The sequence below is a fragment of the Streptomyces sp. NP-1717 genome, from assembly GCF_022695985.1.
Taxonomy (GTDB): Bacteria; Actinomycetota; Actinomycetes; order Streptomycetales; family Streptomycetaceae; genus Streptomyces.
Genome location: NZ_JAAPBF010000148.1, coordinates 1 through 17,909, shown reverse-complemented (window position 1 = coordinate 17,909; position 17,909 = coordinate 1). Strand labels below are relative to the sequence as shown.

Sequence of the window (17,909 nt, the reverse complement as noted above, 5' to 3'; positions counted from 1 at the left end):
CACAGATCTACGCGGGCGACGTCGCGCCTCTCTCGGCGCGCGTCGACAGGGTCGCCGCGAAGCTCGGCGCACCCGAGCGCCGGATCGCGGCGTCCGTCGCGCAGCTCGGGCTCGCGGCCCGGCTCTGGTCGATCGTCCTGGGCTCCGCCGCGCTGCACGGCGAGGTGCCGGACCTGGACCCCGCGCGGCTGCTCTGGGATCCCCTCGGTTCCTCGCCCGACGACCTGCGGCTGCCGGGCCCCCGCCCCTTCGCGAGCGCCGGGGGCGCCGCGGAAGGATCCGTCGGCGGACTCGCGGCGGCTGTGCGGGAGGTGGTCCAGTACGGCCATCTCGTTCCCCTGGCGGCGGCCCTGCGCGCCGACGGCCGGATCTCACCCGGCCTGCTGTGGGGCAACGCGGGCTCCGCCCTCGCCGGCGCCGTACGCGAACTCGGCGCCTGGAGCCGCCGGGTGGGCCGGCCCGAGGCGGGCGAGCGGGCCGCCGCGATCGGCGCGGCGCTCTTCACCGACCCCGGCCTGCGAACCACCGGCGCCTCGTGGAACGGATCCTTCCGGCGCCGGAGCTGCTGCCTCTACTACCGTTGCCCCTCCGGCGGCCTGTGCGGGGACTGTGTCTTCGACCGGCCACCGCAGCGCTCTTCCGCATGAGAGGTTTCCGGGTGACCATGACATTGCTGAGTTCGTCGGGCGACGGGGGTATGGCGTGAAGGTCGGGCTGCTGACCCGGGAGTACCCGCCGGACGTGTACGGAGGCGCGGGCGTCCATGTCGAGTTCCTGGCACGTGAGTTGCGGGAGCTGACCGACCTCGGCGTGCACTGCTGGGGAGAGGGCGGCGGCACTGCCGAGGAGCGGGCCCGGGGCGTCGTACGGCACCGGGCCGCGCCCGGACTCGAAGGCGCCAACGACGCGCTGCGCACCTTCTCGGTCGATCTCGCGATGGCCGCCGCCGTGGAAGGCAGCGACCTCGTGCACTCGCACACGTGGTACGCCGCGCTGGCCGGCCATGTCTCCAAGATGCTCTACGGCATCCCGCACGTGATGACCGCCCACTCGCTGGAGCCGCTGCGCCCCTGGAAGGCCGAGCAGCTCGGCGGCGGATACGAGCTGTCGGGCTGGGCCGAACGCTCCGCGATAGAGGCCGCGGACGCCGTCGTCGCCGTCTCGCACGGCATGCGCGCCGACATCCTCGGCTGCTACCCCTCGCTCGACCCCGACCGCGTGCGGGTGATCCACAACGGCATCGACACCCGCCTCTACCACCCGGACCGCGACACCGACGTGCTGCGGCGGACCGGCATCGACCCCGACCGCCCCTTCGTCCTGTTCGTCGGCCGCATCACCCGGCAGAAGGGCGTCCCGCACCTGCTCCGCGCGGCCCGCGCGCTCGATCCCGAGGCGCAGCTCGTGCTCTGCGCGGGAGCGCCCGACACACCGGAGATCGAGGCCGAGTTCCGCGAGCTGGTGGACGAGCTGAGCGGCAGCCGCGACGGGGTGTTCTGGATCCCCGAGATGCTGCCGCGCCCCGACGTGGTCCAACTGCTCAGCCACGCGGCCGCGTTCGTATGCCCCTCGGTGTACGAACCGCTGGGCATCGTCAATCTGGAGGCGATGGCCTGCGGCACGGCCGTCGTCGCCTCGGCGGTCGGCGGCATCCCGGAGGTCGTCGACGACGGGAGCACGGGCCTGCTGGTGCCGTACGACGAGCGGCACCCCGAGGACTTCGAGTCGGCCCTCACCGAGACCCTCAACCGGGTCCTGGACGATCCGGAGTCGGCGGCGGCGATGGGCGCGGCGGGGAGGGACCGCGCGGTGCGGGAGTTCGGCTGGGACCGGGTGGCCCGGCGTACGTACGAGGTGTACGAGGAGCTGCTCAAGCCCCGCTAGAAGGGTAGACGGATCGGGACGACCTGTAGAGGGTCGCTGACAGAAGGAGCGGCGATGCGCGGTGGACCTTCGGTGCTCGGGATCGTGCTGGCGGGCGGGGAAGGCAAGCGGCTGATGCCGCTGACGGCCGACCGCGCCAAACCGGCGGTGACCTTCGGCGGTACGTACCGCCTGGTCGACTTCGTCCTGTCGAATCTCGTCAACGGCGGCATCATGCGCAACTGCGTGCTGACGCAGTACAAGTCGCACTCGCTGGACCGCCACGTCAGCATCACCTGGCGGATGTCCAGCCTGCTGGGGAACTACGTCACACCGGTGCCGGCCCAGCAGCGGCTCGGGCCGCGCTGGTATCTCGGCAGCGCGGACGCGATTCTCCAGTCACTCAATCTCGTCCACGACGAACAGCCCGACTACATCGCGGTGTTCGGCGCCGACCATGTGTACCGCATGGACCCGCGGCAGATGCTCGAACGGCACATCGAGAGCGGCGCCGGGGTCACGGTCGCCGGTATCAGGGTGCCGCGCGCCGAGGCATCGTCGTTCGGGATCATCACACCGGGCCCGGACGGCACCCGTGTCGACCGGTTCCAGGAGAAGCCGGCCGACGTACCGGGACTGCCGGGCGACCCCGGCCATGTCTTCGCCTCGATGGGCAACTACCTCTTCACCACGAAGATCCTCGTGGACGCGCTGCACCGCGACGCCGAGGACCGGACCTCCGTCCATGACATGGGCGGCTCGATCCTGCCGATGCTCACGGAGCAGGGCATGGCCCAGGTCTACGACTTCGACGACAACCACGTGCCGGGCGAGACCCCGCGCGAACACGGCTACTGGCGGGACGTCGGCACGCTCGACTCGTACTACGACGCGCACATGGACCTGATCTCGCACCAGCCGGAGTTCAACCTCGACAACAGACGCTGGCCCATCTACACGCACACGGGCCAGCTCCCGCCCGCGCGCTTCGTCGCGGGTGGCATCGCGAGCGAGTCGATCGTGGGCCCCGGCAGTGTCATCCGGGGCCAGGTGACCCGTTCCGTGCTGTCGCCCGGCGTGGTGATCGAGGAGGGCGCCGTGGTGCAGGGGTCGGTGCTCCACGACAACGTGCGGGTGGGCCGGGGCGCGGTCGTACGCGGCTCCATACTCGACAAGAACGTGGACGTCCCGCCCGGTGCCACGATCGGCGTCAATCCCGGGCGGGACGCGGAGCTGTACACGGTCTCGAAGAACGGCGTGATCGCACTCGGGAAGGGCCAGCCCGTTCACTAGGGGGTGTCCGCGAAGTAGCGCCGTCCGCCCGTAGGGCGGGGCCCGCGGCGGCTGGTGCGTTGCATCGCAAGGCGGAGGATCGGCCTCGTACCGGGCGTACTCGGCCGGGTCCGACAACGCGGCGAGGTGCCGTGCCAGGCGTCGCGGGCCAGGCGGGACTTCGCGGACACGCCCTAGGGGGTGTCACGTGCCGGACGGTCCCGTCCGGCACGTGAGCGGTCCCGCCGTCGGTCACATCATCCGGCGCCGCCTCCCCAGCCACGTCTGGGCGATCACCACCACCGCCAGGAACGCGCCGCTGACGACCTGTTGGTACGCCGAGTCCAGCGAACCGATCTGGTTGATGACGTTCTGGATGACCTTCAGGAGCAGCACGCCCACCAGCGAGCCGCTGATGAAGCCGAAGCCGCCGGTCAGCAGCGTTCCGCCGATGACGACGGCCGCGATCGCCTCCAGCTCCATGCCGGTGCCGAGGATCGTGACGCCCGAGACCAGCCAGGCCGCGTTCAGCGCCCCCGCCAGCCCGGCGCACAGGCCGGAGAGCGTGTAGACGGCGATCTTCGTACGGGCCACGGGCGCGCCCATCAGCGCCGCCGCGTCCTCGTTGCCGCCGACCGCGTACACGTACTGGCCGAACCGGCTGCGCCGCAGCATCACGGCGCCCGCGACGAACAGCGCCGCCGTGATCCACACCGGCACACCGACGCCCAGCAGCTTCTCCTGGCCGAGGCTCGCGAAGAACGACTTCTCGTCCACCAGATAGGTGTTGGAGCCCTCGTCGGTGATCGCCAGCAGGATGCCGCGGGCGGCGAGCATCGCCGCGAGGGTGACGATGAACGGAGCGAGCCGGGCCTTCGCGATCAGCAGGCCGTTGACCAGCCCGATCAGACCGCAGACCGCGAGTGGCAGCAGCAGCGCGACGAGCGTGCCGTACTGGGACCCCCAGGCGGCGAGCACCCCGCCGAGCGCGAAGAGCGAACCGACGGACAGGTCGATCCCGCCGGTGATGATCACGAAGGTCATGCCCAGGGCGACGATCGCCAGGAACGCCGACGAGACCGCCATGTTCTCCAGGTTGTCGCCGGTCAGGAAGGTGTCGAAGCCGATCGACGCGCCGATGGCGACGAGCAGCAGCGTGACCAGCGCGCCGTGCTGCTGGGCGAGGGCGCTGAGGCGCTCGGCCCGGCTCGCGCCGAGCGGCGCCTCGTCGGACGGGTCCTTGCCGGGGGAGGGGCCGCCGCCCTCCGCGCGGGCCGGACGCTCTGTGTGGGTGTGGGTCATCGCTTTCCCCGTTCGCGAGCCGCGTAGACCGCGAGCACGATCACGACGGCCTGGGCGATCTGCGTCCAGGAAGGCGGCAGATCGTGCTTGATGAGCGTCGCCGTCAGCAACTGGATCAGTACGGCGCCGGCCACCGTGCCGCCGATGCGGATCCGGCCGCCGCTGAGCGGGGTGCCGCCGACGACCACCGCGGTGATCGCCGACAGCTCCATCAGGGTGCCGAGCGAGGTCGGGTCGCTGGCCTGGAGCCGCGCGGTGGCGAGTACGCCCGCGATCGCGGCGAGCACACCGCAGATGACATAGACGAGGATCAGCACGCGCCGCACCGGCAGCCCGGCGAGCTGCGCGGCGGGCCGGCTGTCGCCGATCGCGAGGAGCTGCCGGCCGAAGGTCGTGCGTTTCACGGTGAATCCGACGGCGAGCGCCAGGGCGGCGGCGATCAGTACGAGATACGGGATGCCGAACAGATCGCCCGAGCCGAGCGAGGACATGCCGGGGTCGCGTACGTCCTTGAGCTGTGGCAGCAGCACGAGGGCGATACCGCGCCCCGCGACCATCAACGCCAGTGTGGCGACGATGGGCTGGACGCCGATGAACGCGATGAGCGACCCGTTCGCGAGACCGACGACGGCGCCGCCGAGCATCGCGACGATCAGCGCGACCCAGGGACCGTAGCCGAGGTACAGCGACAGCAGGGAGGTCGAGAGGGCCATCACGGCGCCCACCGACAGGTCGACGCCCTCGCTGCCGATGGCCAGGGCCATGCCCAGCGCGACGATCAGCACCGGCGCCACCTGCACGGCCTGGGTACGGAAGTTCTCCGTGGACAGGAAGTGCGGGGTGAGCGCGATGTTGACCAGGAGCAGGACGGCGACGCCCGCGTACACCCCGTAGTCCTGGAGCAGGCGCAGCAGCCGCGCGCGGTCGACGGGGGCGCCCTTCAGGGCGAGTTCAGTCATGGTCCCTCTCCCCTCCTGAGGAGGTCTTGCCGGCCGGCGGGGCCGCGGACGGGAGCGGCGGCTGCGCACCCACGATCGCGGCGGCGTCCGGAGCGACCGTCTTGAGCGCCGCGTCCGACTCCGGCGCCGCCGCGATGGCCTGGAGCAGGCGGTCCTCGGTGACGTCGTCCCCGGTCAGCTCGGCGACCACCGCGCCGTCCTTGAGGACCACCACCCGGTCCGACCCCTCGATCAGCTCCTCCATGTCGGAGGAGATCAGCAGCACCCCGAGCCCCTCGTCGGCGAGTTCGTCGATCAGGCCCTGCACCTCGGCCTTGGCACCGACATCGATGCCACGGGTGGGTTCGTCCAGCAGCAGCACCTTCGGCTGCATCGCCAGCCAGCGGGCCAGCAGCACCTTCTGCTGGTTGCCGCCGGACAGTTCGCCGACCTTCTGGTGCGGCCCCGACGCCTTGATCCGCAGCCGCTTCATGAAGGTGTCCACGACGGCGTCGACCTTGGAGTCGTCCACCAGACCGAACCGGGAGAGGCCGGGCAGCGCCGCCAGGGCGATGTTCTCCCGCACCGAGAGACCGGGGACGATGCCCTCGGCCTTCCGGTCCTCCGGCAGCAGGCTGATGCCCGCCCGGATGGCGGCGGGCGTGGAGCCCGTACGTACCGGGGAACCGGCCACCACCACCTTCCCGGAGTCCGGCGGCAGCGCCCCGGCGATGGCCTTCGCCGTCTCGCTGCGGCCCGAGCCGAGCAGCCCGCCGAGGCCCACGACCTCACCGGGCCGCACCTCGACCGAGACCTGGTGCAGCGTATGACGGACCGTCAACTCTGCTGCGCTGAGCACCGGTTCACGGCCCGCGTGGTGGTCCCCGGTGAACTTGGTGACCCCCTCGTCGCTCACCTCGCCCATCTCCCGTCCGAGCATCAGCGACACCAGCCGCAGCCGGTCGAGCTCCGCGATCGGCCCCGTGTGCACGAGCTTGCCGTCGCGCAGCACCGTGACCTTGTCGCAGACCTCGTACAGCTCGTCCAGCCGGTGGCTCACGTACACCACCGCGATGTCGCGCTCCTTGAGCATCCTGATCACGCCGAACAGGGTGCGCACCTCGCGCGGCTCCAGCGACGACGTCGGCTCGTCCATGATGACCACCCGCGCGTCGACGGAGACCGCCCTGGCGAGCGCCACCATCTGCTGCGCGCCGACGCCCAGCGTCCGCAGCGGACGCCGCACGTCGACCCGGAGCCCGAGCGAGCGCAGCGCCTCGTCGGCCTCACCGTGCATCCGGCGGAAGTCGATCAGGCCGAACCTGTTCCGGGGCTCGCGCCCCAGGAACAGATTGCGCGCCACGCTCATCAGCGGGACGAGATTGACCTCCTGGTAGATCGTGGAGATCCCGGCGTGCTGCGCCTCCAGCGGAGTCTGGAAGCGCACGGGAGCGCCCGCGTGGACGATCTCGCCCTCGTCGGGCTGGTACACACCGGTGAGCACCTTGATGAGGGTGGACTTCCCGGCGCCGTTCTCGCCGATGAGCGCGTGGACCTCGCCCGGAAGGGCGGCGAAGTCCACGCCGTCGAGCGCGCGTGCGCCCGGGAACGTCTTGGTCAGACCGGTGACCGACAGCACGTCAGTAGGCCTTGCCCAGATCGGCCTCGGCGTTGTCCGGGGTGTACGCGCCGTCCTGGATGACGATGTCCTGCGCGACCTTCTCCCCCTTGGTGAAGGTGTCGAGGGTCTGGAAGGCGAGCGGCCCGAAGCGCGGGTTGGACTCCACGACCCCGGAGATCCAGCCGTCGACGATGCCCTGGACGGCGTTGCGCGTACCGTCGACCGTCACGATCTTGACGGCTCCGGCCTTCTTGCCCGCGCCCTTCAGGGCGTTGACGGCGCCGAGGCCCATCTCGTCGTTCTCGGCGTAGATCCCCGTGATGCCGGGGTTCGACTGGATGAGCTGCTCGGTGACCTGCTGGCCCTTCTCACGGGCGAACTCACCGGTCTGCTCGAACACCACCTTCAGACCAGGGGCCTTGGCCGCGATCTGGTCCTTGAAGCCCTTGGTGCGCTCGGTGGTGACGTTGTTGCCCGCGGCGCCGAGCAGGATCGCGACCTCGCCCTTGCCGCCGGTCGCCTCGATCATCTGGTCGGCCGCGCGCTTGCCCTGCTCGATGAAGTCCGAGCCGATGAAGCTCACATAGTCCTTGCAGGCGGTGGCGTTGATCTTGCGGTCGATGGTGACGATCGGGATCTTCTTCGCCGCGGCGCTGCGCAGCACCGGGCCCCAGCCGTCGGAGTTGAGGGGCGCGATCACCAGCAGGTCGGCGCCCTTGGCTATCAGGTCCTGCACGTCGCTGATCTGCTTGGAGAACTGTGTCTGGGCGTTGGCGGTCAGGAGCTTGATCCCGCGCTTCTCGGCCTCGGCCTTGATGGACGCGGTCTCGGCGATCCGGAAGGGGTTGGCCTCCTTCTCGGACTGCGAGAAGCCGACCGTGGCGGTCTTCAGGTCGATCTTCTCGCCCCCGAACTGCGCGATGTCACAGGTCTTGTCGTCGGCGCCGGGCGTGGCGACGACCTGGCCGCTGTCCTTGTCGCCGGCCGACGAGCTCTTGTCGGAGCCGTCGTCCTCGGACTTGGCACAGCCGCTGAGTGCGAGGGCGCCGACGAGGCTCGCGGCGAGGACGGTAGTGGTGGTGGTACGGCGGACGGCGGAAAGCTTCATGGTGATCCCCATCTCGGCGCGGCCCCGGCGACCGGGACGCTCGCGGGAGGTCGGCTCGTACGGACTGACGGACTGCTGCATGGATGTGCTGGAGTCGTTCGGAACGGTTTTTACATCGTTGTACGGAGGCTGTAAAGCCTTCGCGCGATAACGGGCCCACGTGCGGGGGCCGGTGACGCTCCCGGCGACCGTCCCGGCGGTGGCCCCCGTCGGCGCGGGCGAACCGCGCCGTGCGCCCGCGGGACACGGGGCGGGACGCCGGGCGGGACGCGTCAGACCCGGCCCAGCGTGCTCTCCCGCTCCACCAGCCGGAATTCGGCGCGGAGTTCACGGGGACCGGTGCCGACCGGGTCCCCGGTGCCCAGCAGCCGGTTGACGACGGAGCGCACCGCGAGGCGCGCGATGGTCTGTTTGTCCGGCGAGATCGTGGTGAGGGTCACAGCGCCGTAGCGGCCCTCGGTGATGTCGTCGAAGCCGACGACGGCGACGTCCTCGGGGACCCGCAGCCCCCGCTCGGACAGCACCCGCATCGCCCCGATGGCGATCAGGTCGTTGTACGCGAAGACCGCGTCCGGGGTCACCCCCGAGTCGAGGAGCCGGTTCATCGCGTCGGCGCCGTTCGCGTGGTCCCAGCCGCCCGTCGGGGCGATCAGGGAGTCCGGCGACGGCAGCCCCGCCGCCTTCAGTTCGGCGCGCCAGCCGCGCAGCCGCAGATGTGACGGCTCGTTCACCCGGTCGGTCCTGGCGCCCAGGAAGGCGATCCTGGACCGGCCGAGATCCAGCAGGTGCCGTACGGCCGTCCGGGCGGCGGCCACGTTGTCGATCGCGATGTGGTCGTACGGCAGGTCGTACTCCCGCTCCCCGAGCAGCACCAGCGGCGCGTCCTGGTCACGGCCGAGCAGGTCCTCGGTCTCCAGCTCGATGGGGCTCAGGATCAGCCCGTCGATCACCCGCGCCCGGAAACCCTGGCTGACCAGGACCTCCTGCTCGCGGCGGCCACCGGTGTGGTCGAGCAGCACGGTGTACTCGTGCTCCGCCGCCACGTCGATGACCGAGCCCGCCAGCTCGGCGAAGTACGGGTTGCCCAGCTCGGGCACCGCCAGGGCGATGATCCCGGTGCGCCCCTTGCGCAGATGGCGCGCCGTGAGATTCGGCCGGTAGCCGAGTTCGTCGATGGCCTGCTGGACCCGGGCCCGCATCGCCGGCGTGACATGCCGGTAGTTGTTCACCACGTTCGAGACGGTCTTGATGGAAACGCCCGCTCGTTCCGCGACGTCCTTGAGGCTGACGGTCACCGTATTTCCCCTCCGAGGCCGGCCCGAAGGTCGCCCCTGCCCAATCTGTACAACGTTATATACGTTGCGGGACGGGTCTTTGTCATTGCCCTGGACAGCAAGTGGGACGGCATGTTGTCATGCCAACGGCCATTCCTTCCAACGTTGTACAGACTGTCGCAACGAGCCGCCACCCTCAGTTCCAAGGAGGATTTGTGCGCATCCGAAGAAATCTCGCCCTTCTGCTCGCCGCCGTCCTGGGCGTCGCCGGACTCACCGCCGTCCCGTCGGCATCGGCCGCGGACGACCCGGTCGTGCCCCATGGACTCAAGGGTGACTACTACTCCTCGTCGGCGCCCGGCGCCTTCGACTTCCATGAGCTGAAGGCCACCGGATTCGACCCCCAGATCGACTTCGACAGCCTCGAATCCCGACTCGCCACGGCCACCGGCAGCGCCGACCACGCCACCGTCCGCTGGACCGGGAAGATCGTCCCTGAACAGAGCGGCCCGCACACCTTCTCGATGATCGGCGACAACGGGTTCCGGCTGTGGATCGACGGCGAGATCGTCATCGACCACTGGGTCGACGACTGGGAGAAGGAGCAGGTCTCCGACCCGGTCGACCTCACCGGAGACCAGGCGTACGACATCAAGGTCGAGTTCTTCGAGAACGTCGGCGGCTCGAACCTCCATCTCAACTGGACCGAACCCGGTGGCGCGAAAGAGCCGGTGCCCACCTCCGCCTTCCGCCTCCCCGACGGCTACGCGTACGACGGGGCCATCGCCACCACCGTCCTGGCCGACGGACGCACTCTGCGCATGGAGTTCGCCCAGGAACTCGCCGCGCCCCCGGCCGGTATCGCCGACCACCTCGACGCGGTCATCGGCGGCGCCGAATGGCCGCTCGGATCGGTGAAGAAGGACCCCGCCGACGCCCGCAGCCTGCTCGTCGGTCTGGCAGAACCCGTGGTCGGCAAGGGCGGCACCGCCGACGTCCGCTACGACGGCCGGGGCGGGCTCACTTCGCGGGACGCCGACCCCGTGGGCGCGTTCTGGAGCAGCGGACCCAACAGGTCCGAGTACCAGCTCGCCACCCCGTGGGCCAAGGACGTCGGCCCCGACAACGCGCTGCCCGAGTATCCGCGTCCGCAGATGACCCGCGACGCCTGGCGCAATCTCAACGGTGAGTGGCAGTTCGCCGCCGCCGAGAAGGGCGAGCGCCCGCCGGTCGGCAAGAAGCTTCGCGAGAAGATCCTGGTCCCGTACCCCGTCGAGTCGCAGCTCTCCGGGCTCGAACGGCACGAGGACCGGATGTGGTACCGCCGGACCTTCACCGTCCCGAAGAGCTGGGACATCGACAACCACCACGGCAAGGCCGGCCAGCGTCTCAAGCTCAACTTCGACGCCGTCGACTGGCAGTCCGAGGTGTACGTCAACGGCAAGAAGGTCACCGAACACAAGGGCGGCTACGACCGGTTCTCCGCCGACATCACCGACGCGCTCAAGCCCGGCCGTACGCAGGAACTGATCGTCGGCGTGTACGACCCGACCGACGCCGCGGACGGCGAGAACCCGCCCATGGGCAAACAGCGCCTCGACCCGAGCGGCATCTTCTACACCTCGTCGTCCGGCATCTGGCAGACGGTCTGGATGGAGCCGGTCGCCGCCGACCACGCCGACTCGCTGAAGCTCACCCCGGACATCACGGCGGAGAAACTGGCGGTCGAGGTCCGCGGCGTACGCGCCGGGCTGCCGGTCACGGCCACCGCGTACGACGGCAAGCGCAAGGTCGGCACGGTCAAGGGCCGTACGGGAGCGCCGCTCAGTGTGCCGGTTCCCGACCCGCGTCTGTGGTCACCGCAGGACCCGCACCTGTACAAGCTCGACGTACGCATCGGCGGCGACCGCGACGGCGACCGCGTGGGCGGCTACTTCGGGATGCGCTCCATCGCCGTCGAGAAGGTCGACGGGGTGCCGCGCACCGTGCTCAACGGCAAGCCCGTCTTCCTGATGGCCACCCTCGACCAGGGCTTCTGGCCGGACGGACTGCACACCGCGCCGACCGACGAGGCGCTGGCGTTCGACCTCAAGAAGCACAAGGACCTCGGCTACAACTCCGTGCGCAAGCACATCAAGGTGGAGCCCGACCGGTGGTTCTACTGGGCGGACAAGCTGGGACTCCTCGTCTGGCAGGACATGCCGTCGATGCCGAAGTCCCCGGCCGCCCCCGCCGCCGCCCAGTTCGAACACGAGATGAAGGAGATGATCGACCAGCACGCGAGCAGCCCCTCGGTGATCATGTGGGTCCCGTTCAACGAAGGCTGGGGCCAGTACGACCAGGCACGGATCGCCGACCAGGCCAAGGGCTGGGACCCGACCCGGCTGGTCAACAACATGAGCGGCGTCAACTGCTGCGGGGCCGTCGACGGCAAGAACGGCGACATCGCGGACGCGCACGGCTATCCGACACCGCTGCTCCCCGCGCCGGACGGGAAACGGGCGCTGGTCAGCGGTGAGTACGGCGGCCTCGGGCTCGCCGTACCGGGCCACGCCTGGCCGGTCCAGCACACCTATGTCGGCGTCGACAAGGAGAAGTACACGGACGAGTACCTGGGGCAGCTCGACAACGTACGCGACCTCGCCTGCCGGGGGAGCAACGGAGCCGTCTACACCCAGATCACCGATGTGGAGGGTGAACTCAACGGGCTGCTCACCTACGACCGCAAGGTCATGAAGCCCGACGTCCAACGGCTCAAGGCGGCACACGACGCCCTGATCCAGGACGCCTCCGACCCGGCCTCGATGGAGTGCGCCACCTCCTGACCGGACTTCCGGGGCGCCGCACGGGCTTCATCCCCCGTGCGGCGCCCGCCTGTTGCCCCACCGGTCCGCCGACCGTCCGCCCCCGTCCCTCCGGCAGTCGGGCGAACAGCGCGCTTCCCCGGGAATAAGCAGGTCGGAGCCCGGACTTGAAACTGCTGCCCACCGCGCACACGATCCGGCGCGGCCACCGACGTCAGCAGCCAGAGCGAGGGATCACATGCCCAAGGCGTACGTCTACACCCGGTTCGGCGGTCCGGAGGCCGAAGCCTTCCTCGACCTGCCGAAGCCGGTTCCCGGCCCCGGCGAACTCCTCGTCGCCGTCCGCGCGGCAGGGGTCAACCCCGTCGACTGGAAGCTGCGCACCGGTTACACGCGGCCGGGCTCCACGCCGAAGCCGCTGCCCACCGTGTTCGGCAGCGAGGCGTCCGGTGTGGTCGAGCAGGTCGGTGAGGGCGTCCGCGGGTTCGCCGTGGGCGACGCCGTCTTCGGCAACCCCGTCACGGGCGGATACGCCGAGTACACCCTGCTGCCCGCCGCGATCACCGCGCACAAGCCCGACGCGGTGTCGTTCACGGACGCGGCGGCCCTGCCGGTCGCGGGCGCCACCGCGTACGACGGCATCAAGCAGCTGGACCTGCCCGCCGGCGCGACGCTGCTGATCACCGGCGCCGGCGGCGGAGTCGGCGTGGCCGCGACACAGATCGCCATTGCGGCCGGCATCCGCGTCGTCGGCTCGGCGAGCGCGGGCAAGAAGGACTTCGTGGAATCGCTCGGCGCCGTCCACGTCCCGCCGGGCCCCGGACTCCAGGAGCGGGTGCGGGCCGCCGCCCCCGACGGCGTCGACGCGGTCTTCGACCTCGTCGGCGGCGCCGACCTGGAGGCCGTCGCGCCACTCGTCCCCGACCTCACGAAGCTGATCAGCGCGGGGGACAAGCCGCGGGTCGTGACCCTGGGCGGCGCGGCGGTCGTACGGCTGCGCACCGCCGCGGTCCTCGAAGAGGTGGCCGAACTCGTGGTGGCGGGCACCCTGCGGCCCTACGTGACCCGGACCTTCCCGCTGGCGGAGGCGGCGCGGGCGCTGCGCGCCGTCGAGGAGGGGCACACCCTCGGCAAGATCGTCATCGAGGTCGGCGCGTGAGCGCCGAAGGGCGGCCGGCCCCCTCCCCTTACCACCCGCTCGACCACCCCGTGCTCGCCGGGCTGACCGGCCCGCACGCCCGCTTCGCCGAGCGGCGCGGCCGGGTGCTCGGGTACCGGCCGGAGGTGTCGACCTGGCTGGCCCTTCCGGAGGAGCCCGCGGCGCGGGACTGGGCGGACGCCACCCATCTGGTCGGAGCGGACGGGACGGCCACCCTCGCCGGCACGGCCGTGGTGCCCCCGGACGGCTGGGAGATCACCTTCCAGGTGGACGGTGTCCAGCTCGTCGACGAGTCCGTGGACGCGGTGTACGACGAGGAGGCGGTGGTCCTCGGTCCCGCCGACGTGCCGGAGATGCTGGACCTGGTGGAGCGCACCAGGCCGGGCCCGTTCAGGCCGCGCACGGTCGAGCTGGGCACCTATCTGGGCGTACGCCGCGACGGGGAGCTGGTGGCGATGGCGGGGGAGCGGATGCGTCCGCCGGGCTGGACCGAGATCAGCGCGGTCTGTACGGCGCCCGGGTACCGCGGCCAGGGGCTGGGCGGCCGGCTCGTCCTGGCGCTGGCCGCCGGGATCAAGGAGCGCGGCGAGACCCCGTTCATCCAGGCGGCCGTGGAGAACGAGAGCGCCGTACGGCTCTACGAGGCCCTGGGATTCAGGCTGCGCCGCCGTATCCCCTTCCTCGGGATCCGCGTGCCGGAGCCGTCGCGCGTCCCGGCGACGGCGGGCGGCTGAGCGAACCGGACCCGCACACGGCGTGGGGCGGGCGGACGGCCTTGCCGGTCGTCCGCCCGCCCCATCGGGCCGGGTGAGTCCGACTACGTCCGGACCGGCTCATTCATCTGGCCCGACCGGATCGCCCGATTGCGCTTACGACCCGCCATCATCGCCGCGCCCGCGCAGACCAGGCCCAGCACAGCGGTGATCGCTCCTGGGATGACCAGGCTGAGGAACACGCCGCGGTCAGGGCTGGAACCGACGACCCATGGTGCCGCGACCATCCAGGCACCCAGCAGGCACAGGGCCCAGCTGAAGCCGTACGTCCGGGTCGGTGTGGCGGAGAAGACGAGGGCCAGACCGGCGATCGCGATACCCATGATCACGTTGTGGACCACGAGACCCGGCTGGCTTGTCGTGTAGTGAAGGATCCACGGTGAGACTGCGATGAACAGGCCGGCGAGAAAGATCGGGCCGTCCAGCAGCGCCACATCACGTCCACCGAGCACGCGGGCGTACCTGGCCCGCATCTCTGGTACGTCAGGGTGAGCACCTATGTCTCCCCTGGTGTCGGTAACACCAGGGCGAGAGCCTGTGGCTCCCCTGGTGTGTGAAACATCGGCCATGAGTCTCGACTCCTTCGGTCATGAGTGGTTCGACCGCGTTGCTCTGGATCGAGCGGTACATCACTATTCTGCCCCTTATTCACCCTTATGTGTAGTTGGGCGGTGAACAAACCGCCGTGTACCTCATGGCAAACTGTTCGAGGCCGCTCGGCCGGACGGCCGTATCCGCGACGGGCCGACCGGCTCCGAACGGGTGATGACGAGTGATAGGGAACGGCACCGGCGATGACGTTGACAGATGACGGGACCACGCTCGGCGAGAGCGCACCGGTCGCCCCGTACGGCTCCGGCGACCACGGCCCGGACATCGACGGCCCTCAGATCCACGGCCCCGGTATCGACCCCGACCGCATGGCCGTCTGCCTCGCCGTGCTCGACGAACTGGACAAGCTCGACGTCGACCACCCCGACGCCGTGACCGTGCGCCGCGCCACCGCCGGGATCTACCGGACCGTCAAGCAGCGCCGCCGCCAGGAACGCCGGGCGGCGAAGACCGCCAACGACAAGGCGGTCACCGAGGCCACGGCCACCGGATCCGCCGAGCGCATCGACGACGAGACGCAAGGGCTGCTGCCGTCGTCCTCGGCCGCGGGCGAGATCGCGGGCATCCTCCAGCGGCCGCGCTCCTGCTACATCTGCAAGACCCGTTACGTCGAGGTCGACGCGTTCTACCACCAGCTCTGCCAGCCGTGTGCCGCCGAGAACCGGGCCCGCCGGGACGCCCGTACGGACCTCACCGGCAAGCGCGCGCTGCTGACCGGGGGCCGCGCCAAGATCGGCATGTACATCGCGCTGCGCCTGCTGCGCGACGGTGCGCACACCACCATCACCACCCGCTTCCCGAGCGACGCGATCCGCCGCTTCAAAGCGATGGAGGACAGCGCCGACTGGATCCACCGTCTCAAGATCGTCGGGATAGACCTGCGCGACCCCGCCCAGGTGGTCGCCCTCGCCGACTCGGTCGCCGCCGAGGGGCCGCTGGACATCCTCATCAACAACGCCGCGCAGACGGTACGCCGCTCCCCGCAGGCCTACAGCGAGCTGCTGGCGGCCGAGTCCGCGCCGCTGCCCGCGGGCGAACTCCCGTCCTCGCACGTCATCGGCGCGTTCGGCAGCGGCGCGCAGGCCGTGCTGCCCGCCGGCGGAGGCGAGGCGCTGAGCGCGTCGGACATCACCGGTCTGGCCCTGGTCGGCGGTTCGGCCACGCTCGCCCGTATCGAGGCGGGCACCGCGATCGACGCGGGCGGGCTCGTGCCCGACCTGCACGACACCAACAGCTGGATCCAGACGGTTTCCGACGTCGACCCGGTGGAACTGCTCGAAGTCCAACTCTGCAACTCCACAGCGCCGTTCATCCTGATCAGCCGGCTGCGCCCGGCGATGGCGGCAGCGGCGGCCGGACGGACGTACGTCGTGAACGTCTCGGCGATGGAGGGCGTGTTCAGCCGCGGTTACAAGGGCGCCGGCCACCCGCACACGAACATGGCGAAGGCCGCGCTCAACATGCTGACCCGCACCAGCGCGCAGGAGATGTTCCAGTCCGACGGGATCCTGATGACCGCCGTCGACACCGGCTGGATCACCGACGAGCGCCCGCACCCGGACAAGATGCGGCTCGCCGAGGAGGGCTTCCACGCCCCGCTGGACCTGATCGACGGAGCGGCCCGCGTCTACGACCCGATCGTGCGCGGCCAGGGCGGCGAGGACCTGTACGGCTGCTTCCTCAAGGACTACGCGCCCGCCAACTGGTAGTCCGCCGCCAACTCCCGGCGGGCGGGGCGCCGTCCGGCGTGTTCTCCTGATCGTTGTCCGGAAGTGACCCACCGCACGGACCCCATCGAGCGCGCCCGCGCTCATTTGGTTAATGTATGGCGCACGGACGCCACCCAGGGACCCACGAAGGTTCCTCGGCCGTCCCGGGACCGGCCCGCAACCAGGCCGTCGCCCCGCCCGAAAACCGGCGCCACCGCGACCGAACTGCCCTTGGCCCTGCCCTGCCCCGTTCGGCGGCCGGTGCCCGGTGAGAGTCCGGAGCCGGCGTGCCCGGGGTTACGCGACACAAAGGAGTGCGCGGTGACACCTGAGAAGGCCCAGTACGAGAACAGCCCGGCCGAACCGGCCGGTGGACGGGGCGCCGGCCCCGAGAAACTCCGGAACATCGAGGTGTGGGCCAGGTCCGCGCCGATCAGGCTGGCGGGCTACGAGGACGACCTCGCGGAGCCCCACATCCTCCAGGGCGTCGACTGACGACCTGAACCGACCGTTCCCCGTCGCCGGGCGGGCCGCATGTGCGGCCCGCCCGGCGACGGTTGGGTCCGGTGCTCCACCTGTGTCCCCCCGCTTGCGGGGTGGCTCCGTGTCCGGCAGATATGGAGTCACAGTCCGGGACGAACAGCTGGGAGACCTCGTGCGATGCCTACCCATTCGCCCTCGGCACGCCGCGCTCGCCGTGCTGTCGGCCGGCATTCTGATCATCGCCGGCTGCGGCGAGGACGGCGTCGACAAGGACTCCCGGGCGGCCAAAGCCGCGAGCGCGGCGTCCGCGAAGGTCCTCCTCCAGCCGCTCGGCGCCCCGGGCCCCTCTCCCTTCACCGAGTCGACCGCCGCGCCGCTGCCGGACATCACCCCCTCTGTCCCGCCGTCGCCGAGCGCGCCGGCTTCACCGAGCGCCCCGGGGGAGCGCTCCGAGGCGGTGCGCTCCGTCTCCGGCGCCACCGCCGGGCTGTACGGGGGTACGAAATCGGTCACCAGCTGCGACGTCGACGCGCAGGTCCGGCTGCTCGCCGCCGACCCCGCCAAGGTCGCCGCCTTCGCACGCGGCGCGGGCGTCAGTGGTGCCTCCGTCCCGAACTTCCTGCGAGGGCTCACCCCCGTCCTTCTGCGCGCCGACGTACGCCTGACGAACCACGGCTACCGTGACGGGGCGGCCACCCCCCACCAGGCCGTGCTCCAGACCGGCACCGCCGTCCTCGTCGACGACCGGGGACTGCCCAGGGTCCGCTGCGCCGGCGGGAACCCGCTGCGCCCCGCCGTCGCGCCGCGCGCCGACACGGTCAGCCGGGGTACGCCCTGGAGCGGGTACCGGCCCGACCGGGTCGTCGTGGTCAACCCGAGCACCCGGGTGCTGACCGCCCTGCTGATCGTCGCCGACAACGCCTGGATCGAGCGGCGGACCGGCACCGACGGCGACCAGGACAAGAAGCCCGACGTGCCGCCCCCGTACTCC

15 protein-coding genes are annotated in these 17,909 nt (G+C 70.9%); 9 read left to right on the top strand and 6 right to left on the bottom strand.

All coding sequences use genetic code 11. From position 1 onward, the window contains the following. From GXP76_RS24755 to glgC, 3 genes are all read left to right on the top strand, one after another. On the top strand, window positions 1-647 hold a 647-nt coding region (locus GXP76_RS24755; protein WP_242573797.1), incomplete at its 5' end, for a (2Fe-2S)-binding protein. 55 nt (window positions 648-702) lie between these two features. Then, a complete protein-coding gene (gene glgA, locus GXP76_RS24750; RefSeq protein WP_242573796.1) occupies window positions 703-1,884 on the top strand; it encodes a glycogen synthase in 1,182 nt (393 codons plus the stop codon). Window positions 1,885-1,938: 54 nt separating this feature from the next. Beyond that, on the top strand, window positions 1,939-3,156 hold the full coding sequence (gene glgC, locus GXP76_RS24745; RefSeq protein ID WP_242573795.1) for a glucose-1-phosphate adenylyltransferase: 1,218 nt from the start codon (window positions 1,939-1,941) through the stop codon (window positions 3,154-3,156). Window positions 3,157-3,387: 231 nt separating this feature from the next. On the opposite strand, the gene GXP76_RS24740 is transcribed toward glgC, so the two are convergent. The 5 genes from GXP76_RS24740 to GXP76_RS24720 all read right to left on the bottom strand — a co-directional run bounded on the left by GXP76_RS24740 (window position 3,388) and on the right by GXP76_RS24720 (window position 9,399). Then, a complete protein-coding gene (locus GXP76_RS24740) occupies window positions 3,388-4,437 on the bottom strand; it encodes an ABC transporter permease (RefSeq protein ID WP_242573794.1) in 1,050 nt (349 codons plus the stop codon). Then, on the bottom strand, window positions 4,434-5,396 hold the full coding sequence (locus tag GXP76_RS24735) for an ABC transporter permease (protein WP_242573793.1): 963 nt from the start codon (window positions 5,394-5,396) through the stop codon (window positions 4,434-4,436). The genes GXP76_RS24740 and GXP76_RS24735 overlap by 4 nt, the downstream gene beginning before the upstream one ends. Further along, window positions 5,389-7,014 carry a sugar ABC transporter ATP-binding protein gene (locus GXP76_RS24730; RefSeq protein WP_242573792.1) on the bottom strand — a complete coding sequence of 542 codons (1,626 nt, stop codon included), beginning with the start codon at window positions 7,012-7,014 and terminating at the stop codon, window positions 5,389-5,391. Before GXP76_RS24730 ends, GXP76_RS24735 begins: the two co-directional genes overlap by 8 nt. 1 nt (window position 7,015) lies before the next feature. Further along, window positions 7,016-8,104 carry an ABC transporter substrate-binding protein gene (locus GXP76_RS24725; RefSeq protein WP_242573791.1) on the bottom strand — a complete coding sequence of 363 codons (1,089 nt, stop codon included), beginning with the start codon at window positions 8,102-8,104 and terminating at the stop codon, window positions 7,016-7,018. Window positions 8,105-8,376: 272 nt separating this feature from the next. After that, complete coding sequence (locus GXP76_RS24720) at window positions 8,377-9,399, bottom strand: LacI family DNA-binding transcriptional regulator (RefSeq protein WP_242573790.1); 1,023 nt, start codon at window positions 9,397-9,399, stop codon at window positions 8,377-8,379. Between the two features lie 194 nt (window positions 9,400-9,593). Between GXP76_RS24720 and GXP76_RS24715 the strand changes: the two genes are divergently transcribed. From GXP76_RS24715 to GXP76_RS24705, 3 genes are all read left to right on the top strand, one after another. Continuing rightward, window positions 9,594-12,203: a PA14 domain-containing protein gene (locus GXP76_RS24715; RefSeq protein WP_242573789.1), complete on the top strand. Its 2,610-nt coding sequence runs from the start codon at window positions 9,594-9,596 to the stop codon at window positions 12,201-12,203. A gap of 217 nt (window positions 12,204-12,420) precedes the next feature. After that, entirely contained in the window at window positions 12,421-13,341 is a 921-nt protein-coding gene (locus tag GXP76_RS24710) for an NADP-dependent oxidoreductase (protein WP_242573788.1), read from the top strand. Continuing rightward, a complete protein-coding gene (locus GXP76_RS24705) occupies window positions 13,338-14,075 on the top strand; it encodes a GNAT family N-acetyltransferase (RefSeq protein ID WP_242573787.1) in 738 nt (245 codons plus the stop codon). Before GXP76_RS24710 ends, GXP76_RS24705 begins: the two co-directional genes overlap by 4 nt. Before the next feature lie 83 nt (window positions 14,076-14,158). Here GXP76_RS24705 and GXP76_RS24700 read toward each other — a convergent pair whose 3' ends face one another. After that, on the bottom strand, window positions 14,159-14,683 hold the full coding sequence (locus GXP76_RS24700) for an SPW repeat protein (RefSeq protein WP_242573786.1): 525 nt from the start codon (window positions 14,681-14,683) through the stop codon (window positions 14,159-14,161). 351 nt (window positions 14,684-15,034) lie between these two features. Here GXP76_RS24700 and GXP76_RS24695 point away from each other — a divergent pair, with 351 nt between their 5' ends. The 3 genes from GXP76_RS24695 to GXP76_RS24685 form a co-directional block, all read left to right on the top strand. Beyond that, a complete protein-coding gene (locus tag GXP76_RS24695; RefSeq protein ID WP_242573798.1) occupies window positions 15,035-16,435 on the top strand; it encodes an SDR family NAD(P)-dependent oxidoreductase in 1,401 nt (466 codons plus the stop codon). Window positions 16,436-16,756: 321 nt separating this feature from the next. Further along, window positions 16,757-16,930, top strand: coding sequence for a hypothetical protein (locus GXP76_RS24690; protein WP_242573785.1), 174 nt, complete (start codon window positions 16,757-16,759; stop codon window positions 16,928-16,930). 160 nt (window positions 16,931-17,090) lie between these two features. Beyond that, window positions 17,091-17,909, top strand: an 819-nt coding sequence (locus GXP76_RS24685) for a DUF6777 domain-containing protein (protein ID WP_242573784.1), incomplete at its 3' end; no start/stop codon positions are given.

Excerpts from the sequence above, each read along its gene's own strand:
- glgC (WP_242573795.1), top strand. The coding sequence starts at position 1,939 with ATGCGCGGTGGACCTTCGGTGCTCGGGATCGTGCTGGCGGGCGGGGAA.
- GXP76_RS24740 (WP_242573794.1), bottom strand. The coding sequence starts at position 4,437 with ATGACCCACACCCACACAGAGCGTCCGGCCCGCGCGGAGGGCGGCGGC.
- GXP76_RS24735 (WP_242573793.1), bottom strand. The coding sequence starts at position 5,396 with ATGACTGAACTCGCCCTGAAGGGCGCCCCCGTCGACCGCGCGCGGCTG.
- GXP76_RS24725 (WP_242573791.1), bottom strand. The coding sequence starts at position 8,104 with ATGAAGCTTTCCGCCGTCCGCCGTACCACCACCACTACCGTCCTCGCC.
- GXP76_RS24710 (WP_242573788.1), top strand. The coding sequence starts at position 12,421 with ATGCCCAAGGCGTACGTCTACACCCGGTTCGGCGGTCCGGAGGCCGAA.
- GXP76_RS24700 (WP_242573786.1), bottom strand. The coding sequence starts at position 14,683 with ATGGCCGATGTTTCACACACCAGGGGAGCCACAGGCTCTCGCCCTGGT.
- GXP76_RS24695 (WP_242573798.1), top strand. The coding sequence starts at position 15,035 with ATGGCCGTCTGCCTCGCCGTGCTCGACGAACTGGACAAGCTCGACGTC.